This is a genomic window from Flavobacterium bizetiae (assembly GCF_902804475.1).
Taxonomy (GTDB): Bacteria; Bacteroidota; Bacteroidia; order Flavobacteriales; family Flavobacteriaceae; genus Flavobacterium; species Flavobacterium bizetiae.
In genome coordinates, this window is sequence record NZ_CADCSU010000156.1 from 459 (window position 1) to 15,266 (window position 14,808).

9 protein-coding genes and 3 pseudogenes are annotated in these 14,808 nt (G+C 33.5%); 11 read left to right on the top strand and 1 reads right to left on the bottom strand.

What is annotated here, in order from left to right:
* The 11 genes and pseudogenes from FLACOL7796_RS20500 to FLACOL7796_RS20550 form a co-directional block, all read left to right on the top strand.
* On the top strand, positions 1-1,088 hold a 1,088-nt coding region (locus FLACOL7796_RS20500), incomplete at its 5' end, for a T9SS type B sorting domain-containing protein (protein ID WP_173972658.1).
* 57 nt (positions 1,089-1,145) lie between these two features.
* Positions 1,146-2,054, top strand: a complete 909-nt coding sequence (locus tag FLACOL7796_RS20505) for a PorP/SprF family type IX secretion system membrane protein (protein ID WP_035629060.1) — start codon at positions 1,146-1,148, stop codon at positions 2,052-2,054.
* Between the two features lie 2 nt (positions 2,055-2,056).
* Positions 2,057-3,997, top strand: coding sequence for an OmpA family protein (locus tag FLACOL7796_RS20510; RefSeq protein WP_173972659.1), 1,941 nt, complete (start codon positions 2,057-2,059; stop codon positions 3,995-3,997).
* A gap of 1,156 nt (positions 3,998-5,153) precedes the next feature.
* Positions 5,154-6,032 (top strand): AraC family transcriptional regulator, encoded by an 879-nt coding sequence (locus FLACOL7796_RS20515; RefSeq protein WP_173972660.1) that lies wholly within the window; start codon positions 5,154-5,156, stop codon positions 6,030-6,032.
* A 145-nt stretch (positions 6,033-6,177) separates the two neighbouring features.
* A complete protein-coding gene (locus FLACOL7796_RS20520) occupies positions 6,178-7,215 on the top strand; it encodes an aldo/keto reductase (RefSeq protein ID WP_173972661.1) in 1,038 nt (345 codons plus the stop codon).
* A gap of 60 nt (positions 7,216-7,275) precedes the next feature.
* Entirely contained in the window at positions 7,276-7,740 is a 465-nt protein-coding gene (locus FLACOL7796_RS20525; RefSeq protein ID WP_173972662.1) for a DoxX family protein, read from the top strand.
* Positions 7,741-8,551: 811 nt separating this feature from the next.
* A pseudogene (locus FLACOL7796_RS20530) lies at positions 8,552-9,217 on the top strand (IS6 family transposase).
* Between the two features lie 363 nt (positions 9,218-9,580).
* The gene (locus tag FLACOL7796_RS20535) at positions 9,581-10,735 is read left to right on the top strand and encodes a DUF4291 domain-containing protein (RefSeq protein ID WP_173972663.1); all 1,155 of its coding nucleotides are present in this window, start codon (positions 9,581-9,583) and stop codon (positions 10,733-10,735) included.
* A gap of 152 nt (positions 10,736-10,887) precedes the next feature.
* Positions 10,888-11,316: a Crp/Fnr family transcriptional regulator gene (locus FLACOL7796_RS20540; RefSeq protein ID WP_173972664.1), complete on the top strand. Its 429-nt coding sequence runs from the start codon at positions 10,888-10,890 to the stop codon at positions 11,314-11,316.
* Between the two features lie 131 nt (positions 11,317-11,447).
* Positions 11,448-11,822, top strand: a pseudogene (locus FLACOL7796_RS20545) (glutamyl-tRNA reductase); the annotation flags it as partial.
* A gap of 2 nt (positions 11,823-11,824) precedes the next feature.
* Positions 11,825-12,333: pseudogene (locus tag FLACOL7796_RS20550) on the top strand (SDR family oxidoreductase); the annotation flags it as partial.
* A gap of 590 nt (positions 12,334-12,923) precedes the next feature.
* On the opposite strand, the gene FLACOL7796_RS20555 reads toward FLACOL7796_RS20550, so the two are convergent.
* Positions 12,924-14,228 (bottom strand): NHL repeat-containing protein, encoded by a 1,305-nt coding sequence (locus FLACOL7796_RS20555; protein WP_173972665.1) that lies wholly within the window; start codon positions 14,226-14,228, stop codon positions 12,924-12,926.
* Positions 14,229-14,808 lie beyond the last annotated feature (580 nt).

Sequence of the window (14,808 nt, forward strand, 5' to 3'; positions counted from 1 at the left end):
GAAACTATTCAGTAAGCTATACGATTTGTGAAGTAAACAACCCATTGAATTGTAGTACTATTAGCTCTACGGTAGTAGTAAGTGCCCCGGCGATTGTTGCGGTAACAGAAACGACCCCTTCGGTTAATGGATTACCAGGTGGCACCACCACGGCATTAACGGGCAACGATACCTTAAATGGAAGCCCAGTAGTAGTAGGTACTGCAGCAGGGAATGTACAAATCACATCAAGTACGGTTCCAGTAGGATCAGGACTAGTAGTAAATGCAGATGGAACAGTAACAGTTCCGGCCAACACCCCATCTGGAAACTATTCAGTAAGCTATACGATTTGTGAAGTAAACAACCCATTGAATTGTAGTACTATTAGCTCTACGGTAGTAGTAAGTGCCCCGGCGATTGTTGAAGTTCCATCAATTGCCATAATTAAGACAGCGGTATTTAATGATGAAAATAGTAATGGGAATGCAGATGCTGGCGAAACAATAACTTATAACTTCAAGGTTACTAATACTGGAAATGTTCCTTTGTACAATATTACTGTTTTAGATCCATTAGCTGGTATTATTATGTCAGGAGGTCCAATAGATTTGAATGTAAATGATACGGATGAAGTTTCTTTTAGTGCTCAATATAGCATCACGCAAAATGATATTAATAATGGAAGTATTAGTAATCAGGCTAGTGTAATGGGTAGTACTCTAAGTGGAATTAAAGTTGAGGATAAGTCAGATAACATAAATAATCTAGGTGACAATCCAACAGTTTTATTATTAAGTGGTTGTGTAATCAAAATTTTTAATGCCGTTTCAATAAATGGTGATAGTATGAACGAAAGATTCTATATACAAGGAATAGAATGTTATCCTGACAACACAGTTCAAATTTATAATCGTTGGGGTGTATTGGTTTTTGAAAGAGATCATTACAATAATACCGATGTTGCCTTTAGAGGAATTTCAGAAGGACGTGTTACCATTAAAGAATCAAAAGGATTACCAGAGGGAACATATTATTATATCATAAAATATAAAGACCATCAATCTACTCCTCATCAGGAAGCGGGTTATCTGTACTTGACCAAATAATATTCTATGCTAATTAATTGGCTTGTTGAAGTTGAGCTGTAATTAAAAATGAAAAAAATGAAAAAGTTAATTTTAGTTTTACTGTTTTGTTCAACTGCGAGCTTTGCACAGCAGGATGCACAATTTACACAATACATGTACAATACCATTAATGTGAATCCTGCTTATGCGGGATCACGTGGAGTACTGAGTATTTTTGGTTTATATCGTACCCAATGGGTTGGGTTAGATGGCGCGCCGGAAACAAGTAGTTTTTCTGTAAATACACCAGTTGGTAATAACGTTGGGTTAGGAGTTTCATTAATCAATGATAAAATAGGTCCAACGAATGAGAATAACTTATCGGCAGATTTTTCGTATTCTATACCAACATCGGCTACAGCCAAATTATCTTTTGGCATAAAAGGATCAGCAAATTTATTCAAATTAGATCCAACTAAATTAACACCGGAAGATCAGGGAGATCCGCAATTTCAGGATTTTAAAAATAAATTCACGCCTAATATTGGAGCCGGAGTTTACTGGCATACAGATAAAGCTTATGTAGGTTTATCGGTTCCTAATTTCATTCAGACCAATCGTTATGATGATAATGATGTTGCGATTTACAAAGACAAAATCAACTATTATTTTATCGCAGGTTATGTATTTGAATTAGATCGTTATGAAACCGTAAAATTTAAACCGGCTATAATGACAAAAATGGTCGAAGGTTCACCATTGCAAGTAGATGCATCGGCTAACTTTATGTTCAACGATAAATTTGTAATTGGAGTGGCTTACAGATGGAGTGCTTCGGTAAGTGCACTGGCTGGTTTTCAAATCACAGATGGTTTGTATTTGGGTTATGCTTACGATCGTGAAACAACCAAATTAGTGAATTATAATTCAGGATCGCACGAGATATTCCTCCGTTTTGAATTCTTAAATAAATATGGACGTATAACTTCACCAAGATTTTTCTAATTATGAAAGTTAAAAATATAATTTATGCTGCTGTTTTGTCGTCTGTTTGTTTTAACGGAACGGCTCAAAAAACAGTTTTAAATAAAGCAGAGAAGGAGTACAATCAATATGCTTTTGTAGACGCTATCGCTATTTATGAAAAAGTAGCAGAAAGCGGATATAAGGATGAAAAAATGTTTCAGAGATTAGGAAACTCCTATTATTTTAATGCCGAATTACCGAAAGCTGCAAAGTGGTATGACGCCCTTTTTGCTTTTAACGAGCAACAAGAACCTGAATATTATTACAGATATGCTCAGACGTTGAAATCTGTGGGTGATTATGCCAAAGCAGATAAAATGCTTGAAATTTTTAATGCGAAAGTAAAAACTGATACAAGAGGCGTTTTATTCGAAAACAATAAAAATTATCTGGAGCAGATTAAAGCGAATTCAGGAAGATTTGATATTGCAAATGCCGGAATTAATTCGAAACAATCAGATTACGGAAGTACAATTTATAATAATAAATTAGTATTTGCTTCTGCTCGTGATACTGGAAGTGTTATTAAAAAAACATTTAAATGGACAAATAAATCGTTTACGAATTTATATGCTGCGGAATTAAAAGCGGATGGAACTTTAGATAATCCAATTCGGTTTGAGAAAAAAATCAATTCAAAATTCAATGAATCTTCTCCGGTTTTCACCAAAGATGGAAAGACAATGTATTTTACCCGAAACAATTTTTTAGGAGGTAAAAAAGGAAAAGACAATAAAAGAATTACATTATTAAAGTTGTACAAAGCCGAATTTGTAAATGATAAATGGGCAAATATTATTGAGTTGCCTTTTAATAGTGATCAATACAGTATTGCACATCCGGCTTTAAGTCTGGACGAAAAAAAGCTTTATTTTGCATCAGATATGCCGGGAACTTTAGGACAATCGGATTTGTTTAGTGTTGTTATTAATGAAGATGGAACATTCGGGAAACCGGAAAATTTAGGAACAGCAATTAATACCGAAGGAAGAGAAACATTCCCGTTTATATCCGGAGATAATGAACTTTATTTTTCAAGCGACGGACGTCCTGGATTAGGCGGACTTGATGTATTTGTGGCAAAAATCAAGGAAGATGCTACTTTTGATCTGGTACAAAATATTGGAGAACCCGTAAATACCAAGTTGGATGATTTTGCTTTTATAATTGACAGCAATACACGTAAAGGTTACTTCTCATCCAACAAAGAAGGCGGAATTGGAAATGATGATATCTATAAATTCACAGAAACAAAAAGACTGGATTGTGAAAAAAAATTATTTGGAATTGTTTCAGATTCTCAAACGAACGAAGCTTTAGCCGATGCAATAGTAATTTTGCTTGACGATAAGTTTAAGGAAATTGCAACAATAATTTCGGATAAAAACGGAAGTTACAATTTTGATGTAAAATGCAATCAAACCTATTATGTAAGAGTTTCAAAACAAGATTATGAAACTAATGAAAGTTCGGTTACAATTCAGCCAACAAATGATAAACCTGAATTAGATATTAAATTAAATAAACAAATCAAGCAAATAGAAGTAGGGACAGATTTGGCTAAAACCTTAGATATTCCGATGATTTATTTTGATCTGGATAAATCATTTATTCGTCAGGAAGCTGCTTTTGAATTAGAGAAAGTACTTGCTGTAATGAAACAATATCCTGAAATGAAAATCGATGTTCGTTCTCATACAGACAGTAGACAGACTCAGGAATATAATATGAGATTGTCTAATAAAAGAGCAAAAGCAACAATCGAATGGTTTGTAAAACGAGGAATTGCCCCAACCAGAATATCAGGGAAAGGATATGGCGAAAGTAAGTTAATCAATAAATGTTCAGATAATGTAGCTTGTACAGAAGATGAACATCAGTTAAACAGAAGAAGTGAATTTGTAATCGTTTCAATGCAATAAGAACTTACAAATCATTATCGATAAAAACACAGTCCTAAAAAGTGTGTAAGTTTTAAAAATAACGGGGTTTAACTTTTTAAATAAAGTTGAACCCCTTTTTCAAATATAGATAAGAACTGATTGAGTATTAATTCCTAATTATGTATTAGAATAGCCCGTTTTTTGATCAGTTCTATTCAAATAGACCTATATTTCTTAAAAGGGTTCTGTCGCATTTGGGAATAGCTTTTATCTTTGGAATTTTAAAACTAAAAAAAAATGAATACCAAAGGTCAGAGCTATCCAAAATCTATTATTCTTCGGGCAGTGTATTTTAAATTAAGATTTACCCTAAGTTACCGGGATGTATAAGAGATCATGAACATGTGAGGAGTTCATGTTGATCATGCTACCATTCAGCGCTGGGTTTATAAGTTTGCACCTTTTATTGAAGCTATTTTTTGGGAGCTCTTCCCGCTATTCGTTCCAATCTTTTGTGCCGAACCCCGGCACAAAAGGATTTCACTGCACACGAGCGGAGCGAACTGGCGAAGCAATCGGGGCTAGGGCTGCTGAGGGGCCCGGCTCTTTAGACTAATAAAAAATAAGCAAGGTTATAAAAAAATAGCGCCAATTGTCTTCAATTGGCGCCATTTGGCTTGTTTGTGAACTCGAACTGGACAAATTTCTATAAATTTTGTGAATGATTTGAAGAAATTGGCTTACTGGATGTAGGGGCTGTCTTTGTAGGGCTTCAACATTTTGGTTTGGATGTCTCGTTGGGGATTGATAAAAAAAAATATTTGATTTCACAAATGATTTCAAGCAAGCGTTATTGAATAATTTATTTAAATTAAAAATAAGCAGCCTTAATTTTTTATGGCAAAAATGGTATCAACTCTAATATAGTTTAGGTATAATTTGACTAGTAGTTTCGCAATGCGTTGACAGGCATTATTGAATTTAAAAGTGATCATTATAATTTCGGAATTATTTCTAGTCTAAATTGTTGTTAGTGAGTTTTTAATGTTTTGTTTACCATATTATGTAGTTCTACTAAATATACCATAAATTTAGAACGAATTGAAATGGTCATTTCATTTTGACAGATAATGGTCAATCGAAGTGATTTTTTCCACTTAAGTAGATATATTTGTAGGAAAAGAATATGAGGTAAATGATCCAAACTTATAATATATCCGATTTTCCATCCCTTCAATCTATTGACGATCAATTCATGCTAGAACGTTTTGAAAACTTACAGCGTCCCCCAAAGTTTCAATGGCCATATAAGCGCAGTTTTTATGAAATCATGTGGCTCACATCGGGTACATCAACTAATTTGATTGACTATCAACAGGTAACGGTTGAACCGAATATGTTATTTTTTATATATCCCGGTCAATTGCATCTGATGAATAAAATGGAATCTGTCAATGGTTTCTCAATTACCTTTACAGAACAGTTCTTATTATTGAATATGCCTAATGAAGATGCTATTAGTGAGTTTTGTTTTTTGGATAACTGCTATGCAAGTTCCTTTTTTAAATTGGACGACAAGGCAATTGAAGAACTCTCACCGGTACTTAATCTGATGTTAAATGAGATTACCCGTACGGAAAAATCACCATCGATTGTAGCCAATTTGTTATCTGTCTTTTTAAACAGGACACAACGGTTAATTATAGAGAACGATAAATCACCCCAGGATCTGACTAATATTGTTAGGTTCAAACAACTCAAAAAGCTCATTGAAGGCAATTTTACAAAAGAGAGCCAAATTAGTTTCTATGCCGACAAATTAAATCTCACTGCTCATAGAGTCAATGAGATCTGCAAGCAAGTAACAAAAAAAGCTCTCGGGGAGGTTATCCGAGACCGGGTTTTGTTGGAAGCAAAAAGATTGCTTCTTCATAGCGTTCACCCAATCGGGCAGATTTGTGACGATCTGGGATTCAAAGACTTTTCTTATTTCTCCCGGCAATTTAAAAAGAGGACAGGTCTGACCCCTGCAGAGTTTCGAAAGCAGATGTATGATAAATACCAAAACTCATAGATAATAGCGTCCGATAATCTTCAAGTACCAAAAGTGCCAATATTCGTCCCAAAGATTCTAACATCGGGAATACTTCCCGCTGTATTTTTGTTTAACTAATAAAATCAACATTTTTTAATTAATTTAAAGAGTAATTCAATCAATTATGGAATATAGACAATTAGGTAATTCGGGTTTGCGAGTACCAGTTTTAAGTTTTGGTACAGGAACCTTTGGCGGGAGCAATGAGTTTTTTAAAGCCTGGGGCAATACTCAGGTTGATGAAGCCACACGTTTGATCAATTTATGTCTCGAAGCTGGTGTTAATTTGTTTGACACTGCTGATGCCTATTCAGGCGGGGAGGCAGAAGAAATACTGGGTAAAGCATTAAAAGGTCTGCGTAATAAAGTGTTGATCTCTACTAAAGCGGGCTTTGCTACCGGTGAAGGTGCAAATGACTACGGTACTTCACGTTTAAAATTGATCAAAGCCTGTGAGGATAGTTTAAAGCGATTAGGGACTGATCACATCGATATTTACCATATGCATGCCTTTGATGCAAATACACCCATAGAGGAAACATTAAAAGCTTTAGAGCATTTGGTGGAAAGCGGAAAAGTAAGATATATTGCTTGTTCCAATTTCTCAGGCTGGCATTTAATGAAATCTTTATCTGTATCAGAACGTTATGGTTGGTCAAAATACATCGGCCATCAAGCTCATTATTCGTTGCTTAATCGTGATTTTGAATGGGAACTAATGCCGCTGGGAATTGAAGAAAACATTGGCACCATCGTTTGGAGCCCACTAGCCAGCGGAAAACTAAGTGGCAAGTACCGCAGGGATCAAACTGTTCCACAAGATGGGCGGGTAGCGCAAGGCGGTAGTCCTCTAATAAGTGCAGAAGCAGATGACCAGCGGTTATATAATATTGTGGATGTACTAGATGAATTAGCAGAAGAAACTGGTAAAAACGCTGCGCAAATAGCCTTGAACTGGTTATTACAGCGTCCGACGGTTTCCAGTATTATTATTGGTGCAAGAAATGAACAGCAGCTTAAACAAAATTTAGAAGCAGTTGGATGGAACTTAACTCTCGACCAGATTAAGAGATTAGACAAAGCCAGTGATACATTACCGGCATATCCTTACTGGCACCAGCGTCAGACCCCAATACTAAATTCTGCACCGAAACTCTATTAATTATAACTTAGTAGCAAGTTGTTAAGGGCTACTACAGATAATCACTTAAAATAATATACTATGTTTAAATTTGCATTTTCTCAAGATACTAAAAATAATCTAAGTACATATTCCATTAGCCGAATTGCCATTGGTATATTTTTTTTAATCACAGGTGCCAACAAACTATTTAACCCCGTTTTTCAAGCATCAATGTTAAAAACAATTACTGGGATTGGATTTGCTTATCCGCAGTTTACAGCCGATTTTACTGCGGCAAATGAAGCAATTTTCGGATTACTTTTGGCAATTGGACTTTACACGAGATTTAGTGCAATGGTATTAAATATTATCTTATTTACGGCATTATTCACCTTCGATATACCCAATCACATCCCTAAAGGCCTGGATCCTTTTACATGGTATAGCTACTTTTTGTATCTTCCTCAAACATTATACATTCTATTTCTATTTGGAGCTATATTTACTGGTGGAGGGCCATTAAGTCTGGATGAAATAATATCTAGTAAAAAGAAGACTCTATAACTCCCCTGAATTTTGCCATTTTCAATTCATTCAGAGTGGGGAATGGTAAATGGTTCTGTCGCATCTGGGAATAGCTTTTATCTTTAGAATTTTAAATCATCAAAAAAATGAATACTAAAGGATATTGTTATCCAAAATCCATAATTTTTCAGGGCAGTATATTTCAAACTAAGATTTGCATTTAGTTAGCGTGATGTTGAAGAAATAATGAAGATTAGAGGAGTGCTTGTGGATTATGCCACGATCCGGTGCTGGGTTTATAAGTTTACACCTTTGATTGCGTCAGAGATGAAGAAGAGAAAAGGTAGAGTGGGGGCGAGTTGGAGATTGGATGAGACTATATCAAAGTAAAAGGTATTTAATATTAGTTTTTTAGGTTTGATATTGTTTTTTGGAGCTCTTCCCGCTATTCGTTACAATCTTTTGTGCCGAACTCCGACACAAAAGGATTTCCATTGCTATCGGGGCTAGGGCTGCTGGAGGAGCCCTGTTTTTTGACTAATAAAAATAAGAAGGTTATATAAAAAATGGCGTCAATTGTCTTCAATTGGCGCCATTTGGCTTGTTTGTGACCTCTACGGGACTAATTTGTATAAATTTTATGGAAGATTTAAAGAGATTGGCTTACTACTGGTAGGGCATGACTTTCAGTGGCTTAAAGAATTTGGTTTGGATGGTCTGTTGGGGATTAATGTAAATTTTAATTTATTTTTTATTTTTTTTATAATTCCTTAAAAGCATGTGTACCGCGATTTGGGTTCTGTCGCATTTAGAAATAACTTTATCATTATAATTTTAAACTCATCAAAAAATGAATACTAAAAGTCAATGTTATCCAAAATACATAATTCTTCAGGCAGTATATTTTAAATTAAGATTTACACTTAGTTACCGTGACGTTGAAGAAATAACGAAAATTAGAGGAGTGCTTGTGGATCATGCTACTATTCAGCGCTGGGTTTATAAGTTTACACCTTTCATTGGATCAGAGATGAGGAAGAGAAAAGGCAGAGTGGTTGTGAGCTGGAGATTAGATGAGACCTATATTAAGGTAAAAGGTATTTGGTGTTATTTATATAGGGCAGTTGATAAATTAGGGAATACGGTTGACTTTCTTTTGACCAGAAAAAGACAAAGAATGAGCGCTCAGTCTTTTCTAATTAAAGCAATTAATAATAATTGCCGGCCAAGAGTAATAAACATTGATAAAAGCGGTTCTAATACTGCAGCAATCAAAGTCTAGAACAAACGTTCATTCTCAAAGATTAAAATCCGGCAGTGTAAATATCTCAACAATATTGTCGAACAGGACCATCGATTTATAAAATGGAGGATACAAAATGGGTTAGGTTTTAAAAGTTTTGAATCGGCCAGACGAACATTGAGCGGAATTGAAGTTGTACATATGCTAAGAAAGAATCAGATGGTTAGACCAGGGGTAACTATGTTTAAATCATTCTGTAAATTGGCGGACTAACTTTAAAAATACTTAAAGTGTTATATTTGATTCTGACAGATGCGACAGAACCATTGTTAAAGGATTTCTTTATGAAATGTAATAATCAAAAAAATTAAAAAAGTCCTTTACAAAGAGTAAAGGACTTTCTGTTTAAATTCAAATCTTCCAAATTTAAATTTGTTTAGGGGACTAAACTAAAGTAAATATAGATAAATTAAGCTTTAGTTTAGGTTTTTATAAGTAAAATAAATAGAAAAAGCTGTCAAAAATTTGACAGTTTTTTTATCAATACTTAACGCGTTTAAAATGTTCAATGTTTTTAATCTATATTTGGATAAAAGTCTGAGGCTTTAAGTATAAAAATATACCCTATAAATAAAAATGAACATAAATACAATCCAACATCACAGCTATGAAATAGGACTTCCTCAAGAAGGAAATTTTATACTTGGACAAAAACACGGAGACAATATATTTGTATATCAGGCATTCAATGATAAAATTGCAGACTATGCTATAGAAAATCAAAAATTTGGAGGACAAGAGTACAGCTTTGACAGAATGACTTGGATAAAACCAAACTTTTTGTGGATGATGTACAGGAGTGATTGGGCGAACAAAGACAGCAACCAAAGTCGAATTTTAGCTATTGAAATGACTTTTGAAGGTTTTCAAGAGCTTCTTGCCAAAGGCATTTTAACAAGCTATAATGAAGCCTACGGCGATGAATCTGTATGGAAAGAAAAACTAAATACTAGCAACGTAAGAATTCAGTGGGATCCTGACCATAATATTAAAGGAGAAAAGTTAAAACGCAGGGTTGTTCAAATAGGAATTAAAAATGAAGCTTTAAAAAAGTTTAATAGCAAATTTATAAAATCAATTCAAGACATTACTGCTTTTGTAAAAGAACAAAAAGAAAAAATTGACAGCGGAAAAGGTTGGTATTATGTGATTAACGAATCTATAATTGAAGTTAACAGTGATTTAAAAAAGAAATTTTCTATGCCTGAAGTATTTCGAACATCATTTGTTGAAGAACTAATTTTAGAATTTGAGAATACAAAAGAAATCAGTCAAACAAATTTTGAAAAGCTGCTAGTTGATAACGATCAACCAGAAAGAGATGAATTTGTTGGTTATGTAAAAAATTACATTAATGCAGAATTGTCAAGGTATCTTTTGAAAGCTGCTATTCTTTACAGAAGAGATGAGGAATTGGGTGTGTTTGACTGTATGTGTGAAGACCTTCTGATGTTTAGTTACTTTGCCAGTAAGAATAAGAATAGAATTGATCTTCACTTGATTTTGGAAGCTAAATTAGTAGATTTTGACACTTGGTGCGGATTTGATGGTGAAATGATTTTTTATCCTTTGGGACATCAACAAACAAAAGAATACATCGCAAGCTATAAAGATTTTTTAGTAGAAAATATTCCAGGATTTGCCCCTCAAACGGCTGACTATTTCATTGAATCTTTTGACGAAGAATATTTGTATAAAGAAATCCATAGCAGAGCCTTTTGGTATTTTTGATTTGTCACAAATATAAATGAGTTAGCTATCACCCTAAACACCTGTAGAAAAGAAGATCCCTAAATGAAAATATTTGATAATTTACAGACAAAAAAAAACCTAAAGGAACGATTCTTTTATACAAGGGGAATACTTGCAAAACTGTTTACAAAGTGAATGAAAGGTGTTTAAAAAGTTATGTACTTGATAAATCTGGGAAAGAACATATCTTGCATTTTGCACCCGAAGATTGGTTAATTACGGACATGGATAGTTTTGTCAACAATAAACCATCTAATATTTTTATTGATGTGATTGAAGATAGCGAAGTATCAATACTTACAACTTCAAATTATAAAAATATTAATCAGTTGAGTTATGATGATTTGCTCGAACAAAATAAAAAATTAGTGAATAATTTAATCACAACCAATATGCGTTTAGCCAATCTATTAAGTGCAACAGCCGAAGAACGATATTTAGATTTTATAGAAACCTATCCAACCTTAGTACAAAGACTGCCACTTAAACTAATCGCTTCTTACTTAGGTATGACGCCCGAATATTTAAGTGATGTTAGACGAAAATTAGCTCGAAAGTGATTTCTTAAGATACCTTAATTTTTATCTTTTTAATTGTTCACACCTTTGCATCATTATTAACAATTAAAAAGTAAAAAAATGACAGCAACAGTTAAATCAAAAGGGCTAAACATAGCTTTATGGGTAGCATAAGTAGAACTGAAGTTTATGGTTTTGTGCATCATCCTTATGAACTCATCAAATTGCTTTGCGAAAACAGCAATGGTTCTGTTGAAGAATTTCAGCAATCCGCTTATATATATAAGAATGAAGAAGCTGTCAATCATATGTTTAGGGTAGGGACAGGTTTAGACAGTCAGATTCTGGGTGATTTTGAAATTATCAGCCAGATAAAAATCGCTTTTTATCATAGTAAACAAGAAGGTTTGGTAAACACTTTTCTGGACCGTTTGGTAAATGCTGTTATCCAAGCGAGCAAAAAAGTTAAAACAGAAACTAAAATTTCTTCTGGCGCAACATCCGTTTCTTTTGCATCAGTGCAGTATATTATCCGAAATGTAGCTGATACAACGTAGGAATTATCAAAAGAACTCCTATTGTCGATATGGAAGTGGCAGATTTTACCGAAGTAATAACTGTTGATTAATTAGTCCTTTCATCGTTTCCAAAAATGTTGTCAAAGGAATGATTCAACGTGGTGGTGGAAAAATCATCAACATCTGTTCGATGATGAGCGAACTAGGAAGAGATTCTGTAAGTGCTTATGCTTCTGCCAAAGGTGGATTGAAAATGTTGACTAGAAGTATGGCTACTGAATGGGCCAAGTTCAACATTCAAACCAACGGAATTGGTCTTGGATATTTTGCAACAACACAAACAGCTCCGATTAGAGTGGATGGACATCCTTTTAATGATTTCATTATAGGCAGAACTCCAGCTGCCCGTTGGGGAGAACCTGAGAATTTGCAAGGTGCTGCCGTATTTTTGTCTTCAAAAGCAAGTGATTTTGTAAATGGACATATACTTTATGTAGATGGAGGAATCCTTGCTACTATTGGAAAACCATCAAACGAATAGTTAATGATTGAAATTTTCTGCTAATATTGTTTAAAAACAGTGTTGGCAGATTTTTTTTAGAACCAAAATACTGGAATAGAAGCTGTTGTCCATTATACATCTCTTATTTGAATCAATGTTTATCCCCATATGTGGGGTATACTGCCTAAGAATATGCCAAAATTTTCTTTTTGGTCTGGGTATTGTGGATCACGGTATAATTGAATATCAAGGTCTAGTATAAATTTTTGTTCTGATTTAAGCCACTCATAATCTCTTGCGCCACGATTCTGCCACCAAAATTTTCGCTATTTTTATAAATGTGGAAAATTTCTAAAAGCTGCCTTAACTTTTTGTGGCAAAAAAGGTATTCGCTCCAAATAGCATGTGCCATGATCAAAACTAAAAAGTGTAATAATTCATTAAAGGTGCCTTAATTTATTGTCACAAAAAAGTTATAGCTTCCAAAACTATAGCGTCAACAATCTTGCTATTAAGTAAAGATATACTTAACTAACATGTTGTAATAACCAAATGCAGGACGATTTTTAATTGTATATAAGAGACAGTTAAAATTTAAAATAAGTTGTACAGAAATGTTTTAAATTAATTTATTTTTTTATTGTTGCATTTCCAGCAATCATTATAGTTGACCCTGACTCTATTAATTTAAAAGGACTTAAATATTCAATCTTATCGGATGCTATCGAAACTCCTTGCGAATTATTTAGTTCTGAGTATTCAAAGATATTGTATGAATTATCAAACGAACCATCAAGATTTAAACGGTAGGTAAAAAAAGATCTTCCATAGCTTCCAGTAATGTAAATAAAAGTATTATTGACAAGCATATCTCCAAACATAATATTTGCTCCTGTGAGATATTTAACCGAAATTCCATCGCCTGCAAATGTTTCATCTAGACTTCCATCGATATTCAATCTAACAACGGCAATTCCCTTTGGCCCCATTTTTCCACCCATATAAATTTTATCATTCACAATTGTAAATGAACTAGTCTGAAATTTTGATGATGTTAATGGAATTTCGATTTTGCCTTGATTTCCGAAGCTCTTTACCATTGCTGCATTTATATCAAATTTTGCCAACGTTATTCCTCCATCTCTTAAATATTCTTTAGAAGGAACTCTAGTAGTGCCGGTTAGGTATATTTCATTTTTATAAATCACTACGTTAGGATCTTCAATATTTTTTATTGAATCGGCGCTTACTTTAAAATTATTTCCATTTAGCGACGAGCAGAATACATTTTGTGAAGTTACTCCGTTTTTGTAAGATTCTATTGAACCAGCAAGTTTAACACTACTTACTGCACTTGATTTTATTCTAGTATTAAGGAAAGAGCTATTTATCAAAAAAAATGTACCACCCTCTCTGTATAAATTGTCAAGGAATCCTTGTTCATTTATTTTATATGACGCAGGATAAAAATCACTATTACCAGATACCTTTCCAGTTCCATATAATACAATTCCTTTATCCTTGTCATATTCTGCAGAATAAGTTTGAAATGTTTGGAAATATTCTGCTTTTGGATCTACTTCTGAAAAACCAAAACCTGGAACATAATTTGGGTCAGGCTTATTCTGAAATAACTTTATGGCTACTGGTGTTCCAGCCTCGTTAACATTGTTAGTAAAATTAGCACACAAGTAAAATATATTTGGATCCCCTCTTAGTAGTTCAAACCCCCTCACGACGCGATCAGGTTTAATATTTAGAAATGTGGAATATGCACCATTATTATAACTTCGGTCTTGTTCTCCGTTCAAATTAATACGTGCTATAAAAGGAGCCGTAATTTGCTGGGAATAAGTTTCTAACGAAGCTGTGATGCACACAAAATTAATTATTACAAAAGTAGTGTTTAAAGTAAGTAAATTTCTGATCATCATTTTTTTGCATAAATTTACATAAACGGTATGATTAAATAATACGTAGTAATACCTATTTAAGTTCGATTTACATGTTATAATTTATCTGTACCTACATGCCAATATGTTTCTTGAAAAAAGACAATTTAAGGCATAAAATTAAACAGGAGTTTCTGCTTTATTTGAAGCTGTTGCTTTTAGATAGAATGGACTTGAACGTAGTAATGTTTCGAACTTTAGATTTTAAGTGATTGTTGTACAGGATTGTAAGTTTTCTTTTGAATCTAGGTGCACCGATTCTGCACCCAATTCAAATTAATACTCTATTAATATTTTATCTTCCATAAGTTTTCTAAAAGTTTCGAACCTAAATTTGGGAGACCTTGATTTTGCTGTTTTTTCATTTTTAAAAAACGCCGTGTGCCAAGATTCTACCACAAAACGATCACGATATTTCGATTACTACAAAAGTAAATATCATTTCTTAAATGAAAATGTTTTGACAAAATACAATTTAACTTTTTGATTAAATTGGATTATAAAATTTATTTAAAAAAGGTGATCATTAGAATAACACTGGTCCATATAAAATCATTTTTCG

Bases quoted from the DNA above. Each gene is read 5' to 3' on its own strand.
- FLACOL7796_RS20505 (WP_035629060.1), top strand. From the start codon at position 1,146: ATGAAAAAGTTAATTTTAGTTTTACTGTTTTGTTCAACTGCGAGCTTT.
- FLACOL7796_RS20510 (WP_173972659.1), top strand. From the start codon at position 2,057: ATGAAAGTTAAAAATATAATTTATGCTGCTGTTTTGTCGTCTGTTTGT.
- FLACOL7796_RS20515 (WP_173972660.1), top strand. From the start codon at position 5,154: ATGATCCAAACTTATAATATATCCGATTTTCCATCCCTTCAATCTATT.
- FLACOL7796_RS20520 (WP_173972661.1), top strand. From the start codon at position 6,178: ATGGAATATAGACAATTAGGTAATTCGGGTTTGCGAGTACCAGTTTTA.
- FLACOL7796_RS20525 (WP_173972662.1), top strand. From the start codon at position 7,276: ATGTTTAAATTTGCATTTTCTCAAGATACTAAAAATAATCTAAGTACA.
- FLACOL7796_RS20535 (WP_173972663.1), top strand. From the start codon at position 9,581: ATGAACATAAATACAATCCAACATCACAGCTATGAAATAGGACTTCCT.
- FLACOL7796_RS20555 (WP_173972665.1), bottom strand. From the start codon at position 14,228: ATGATGATCAGAAATTTACTTACTTTAAACACTACTTTTGTAATAATT.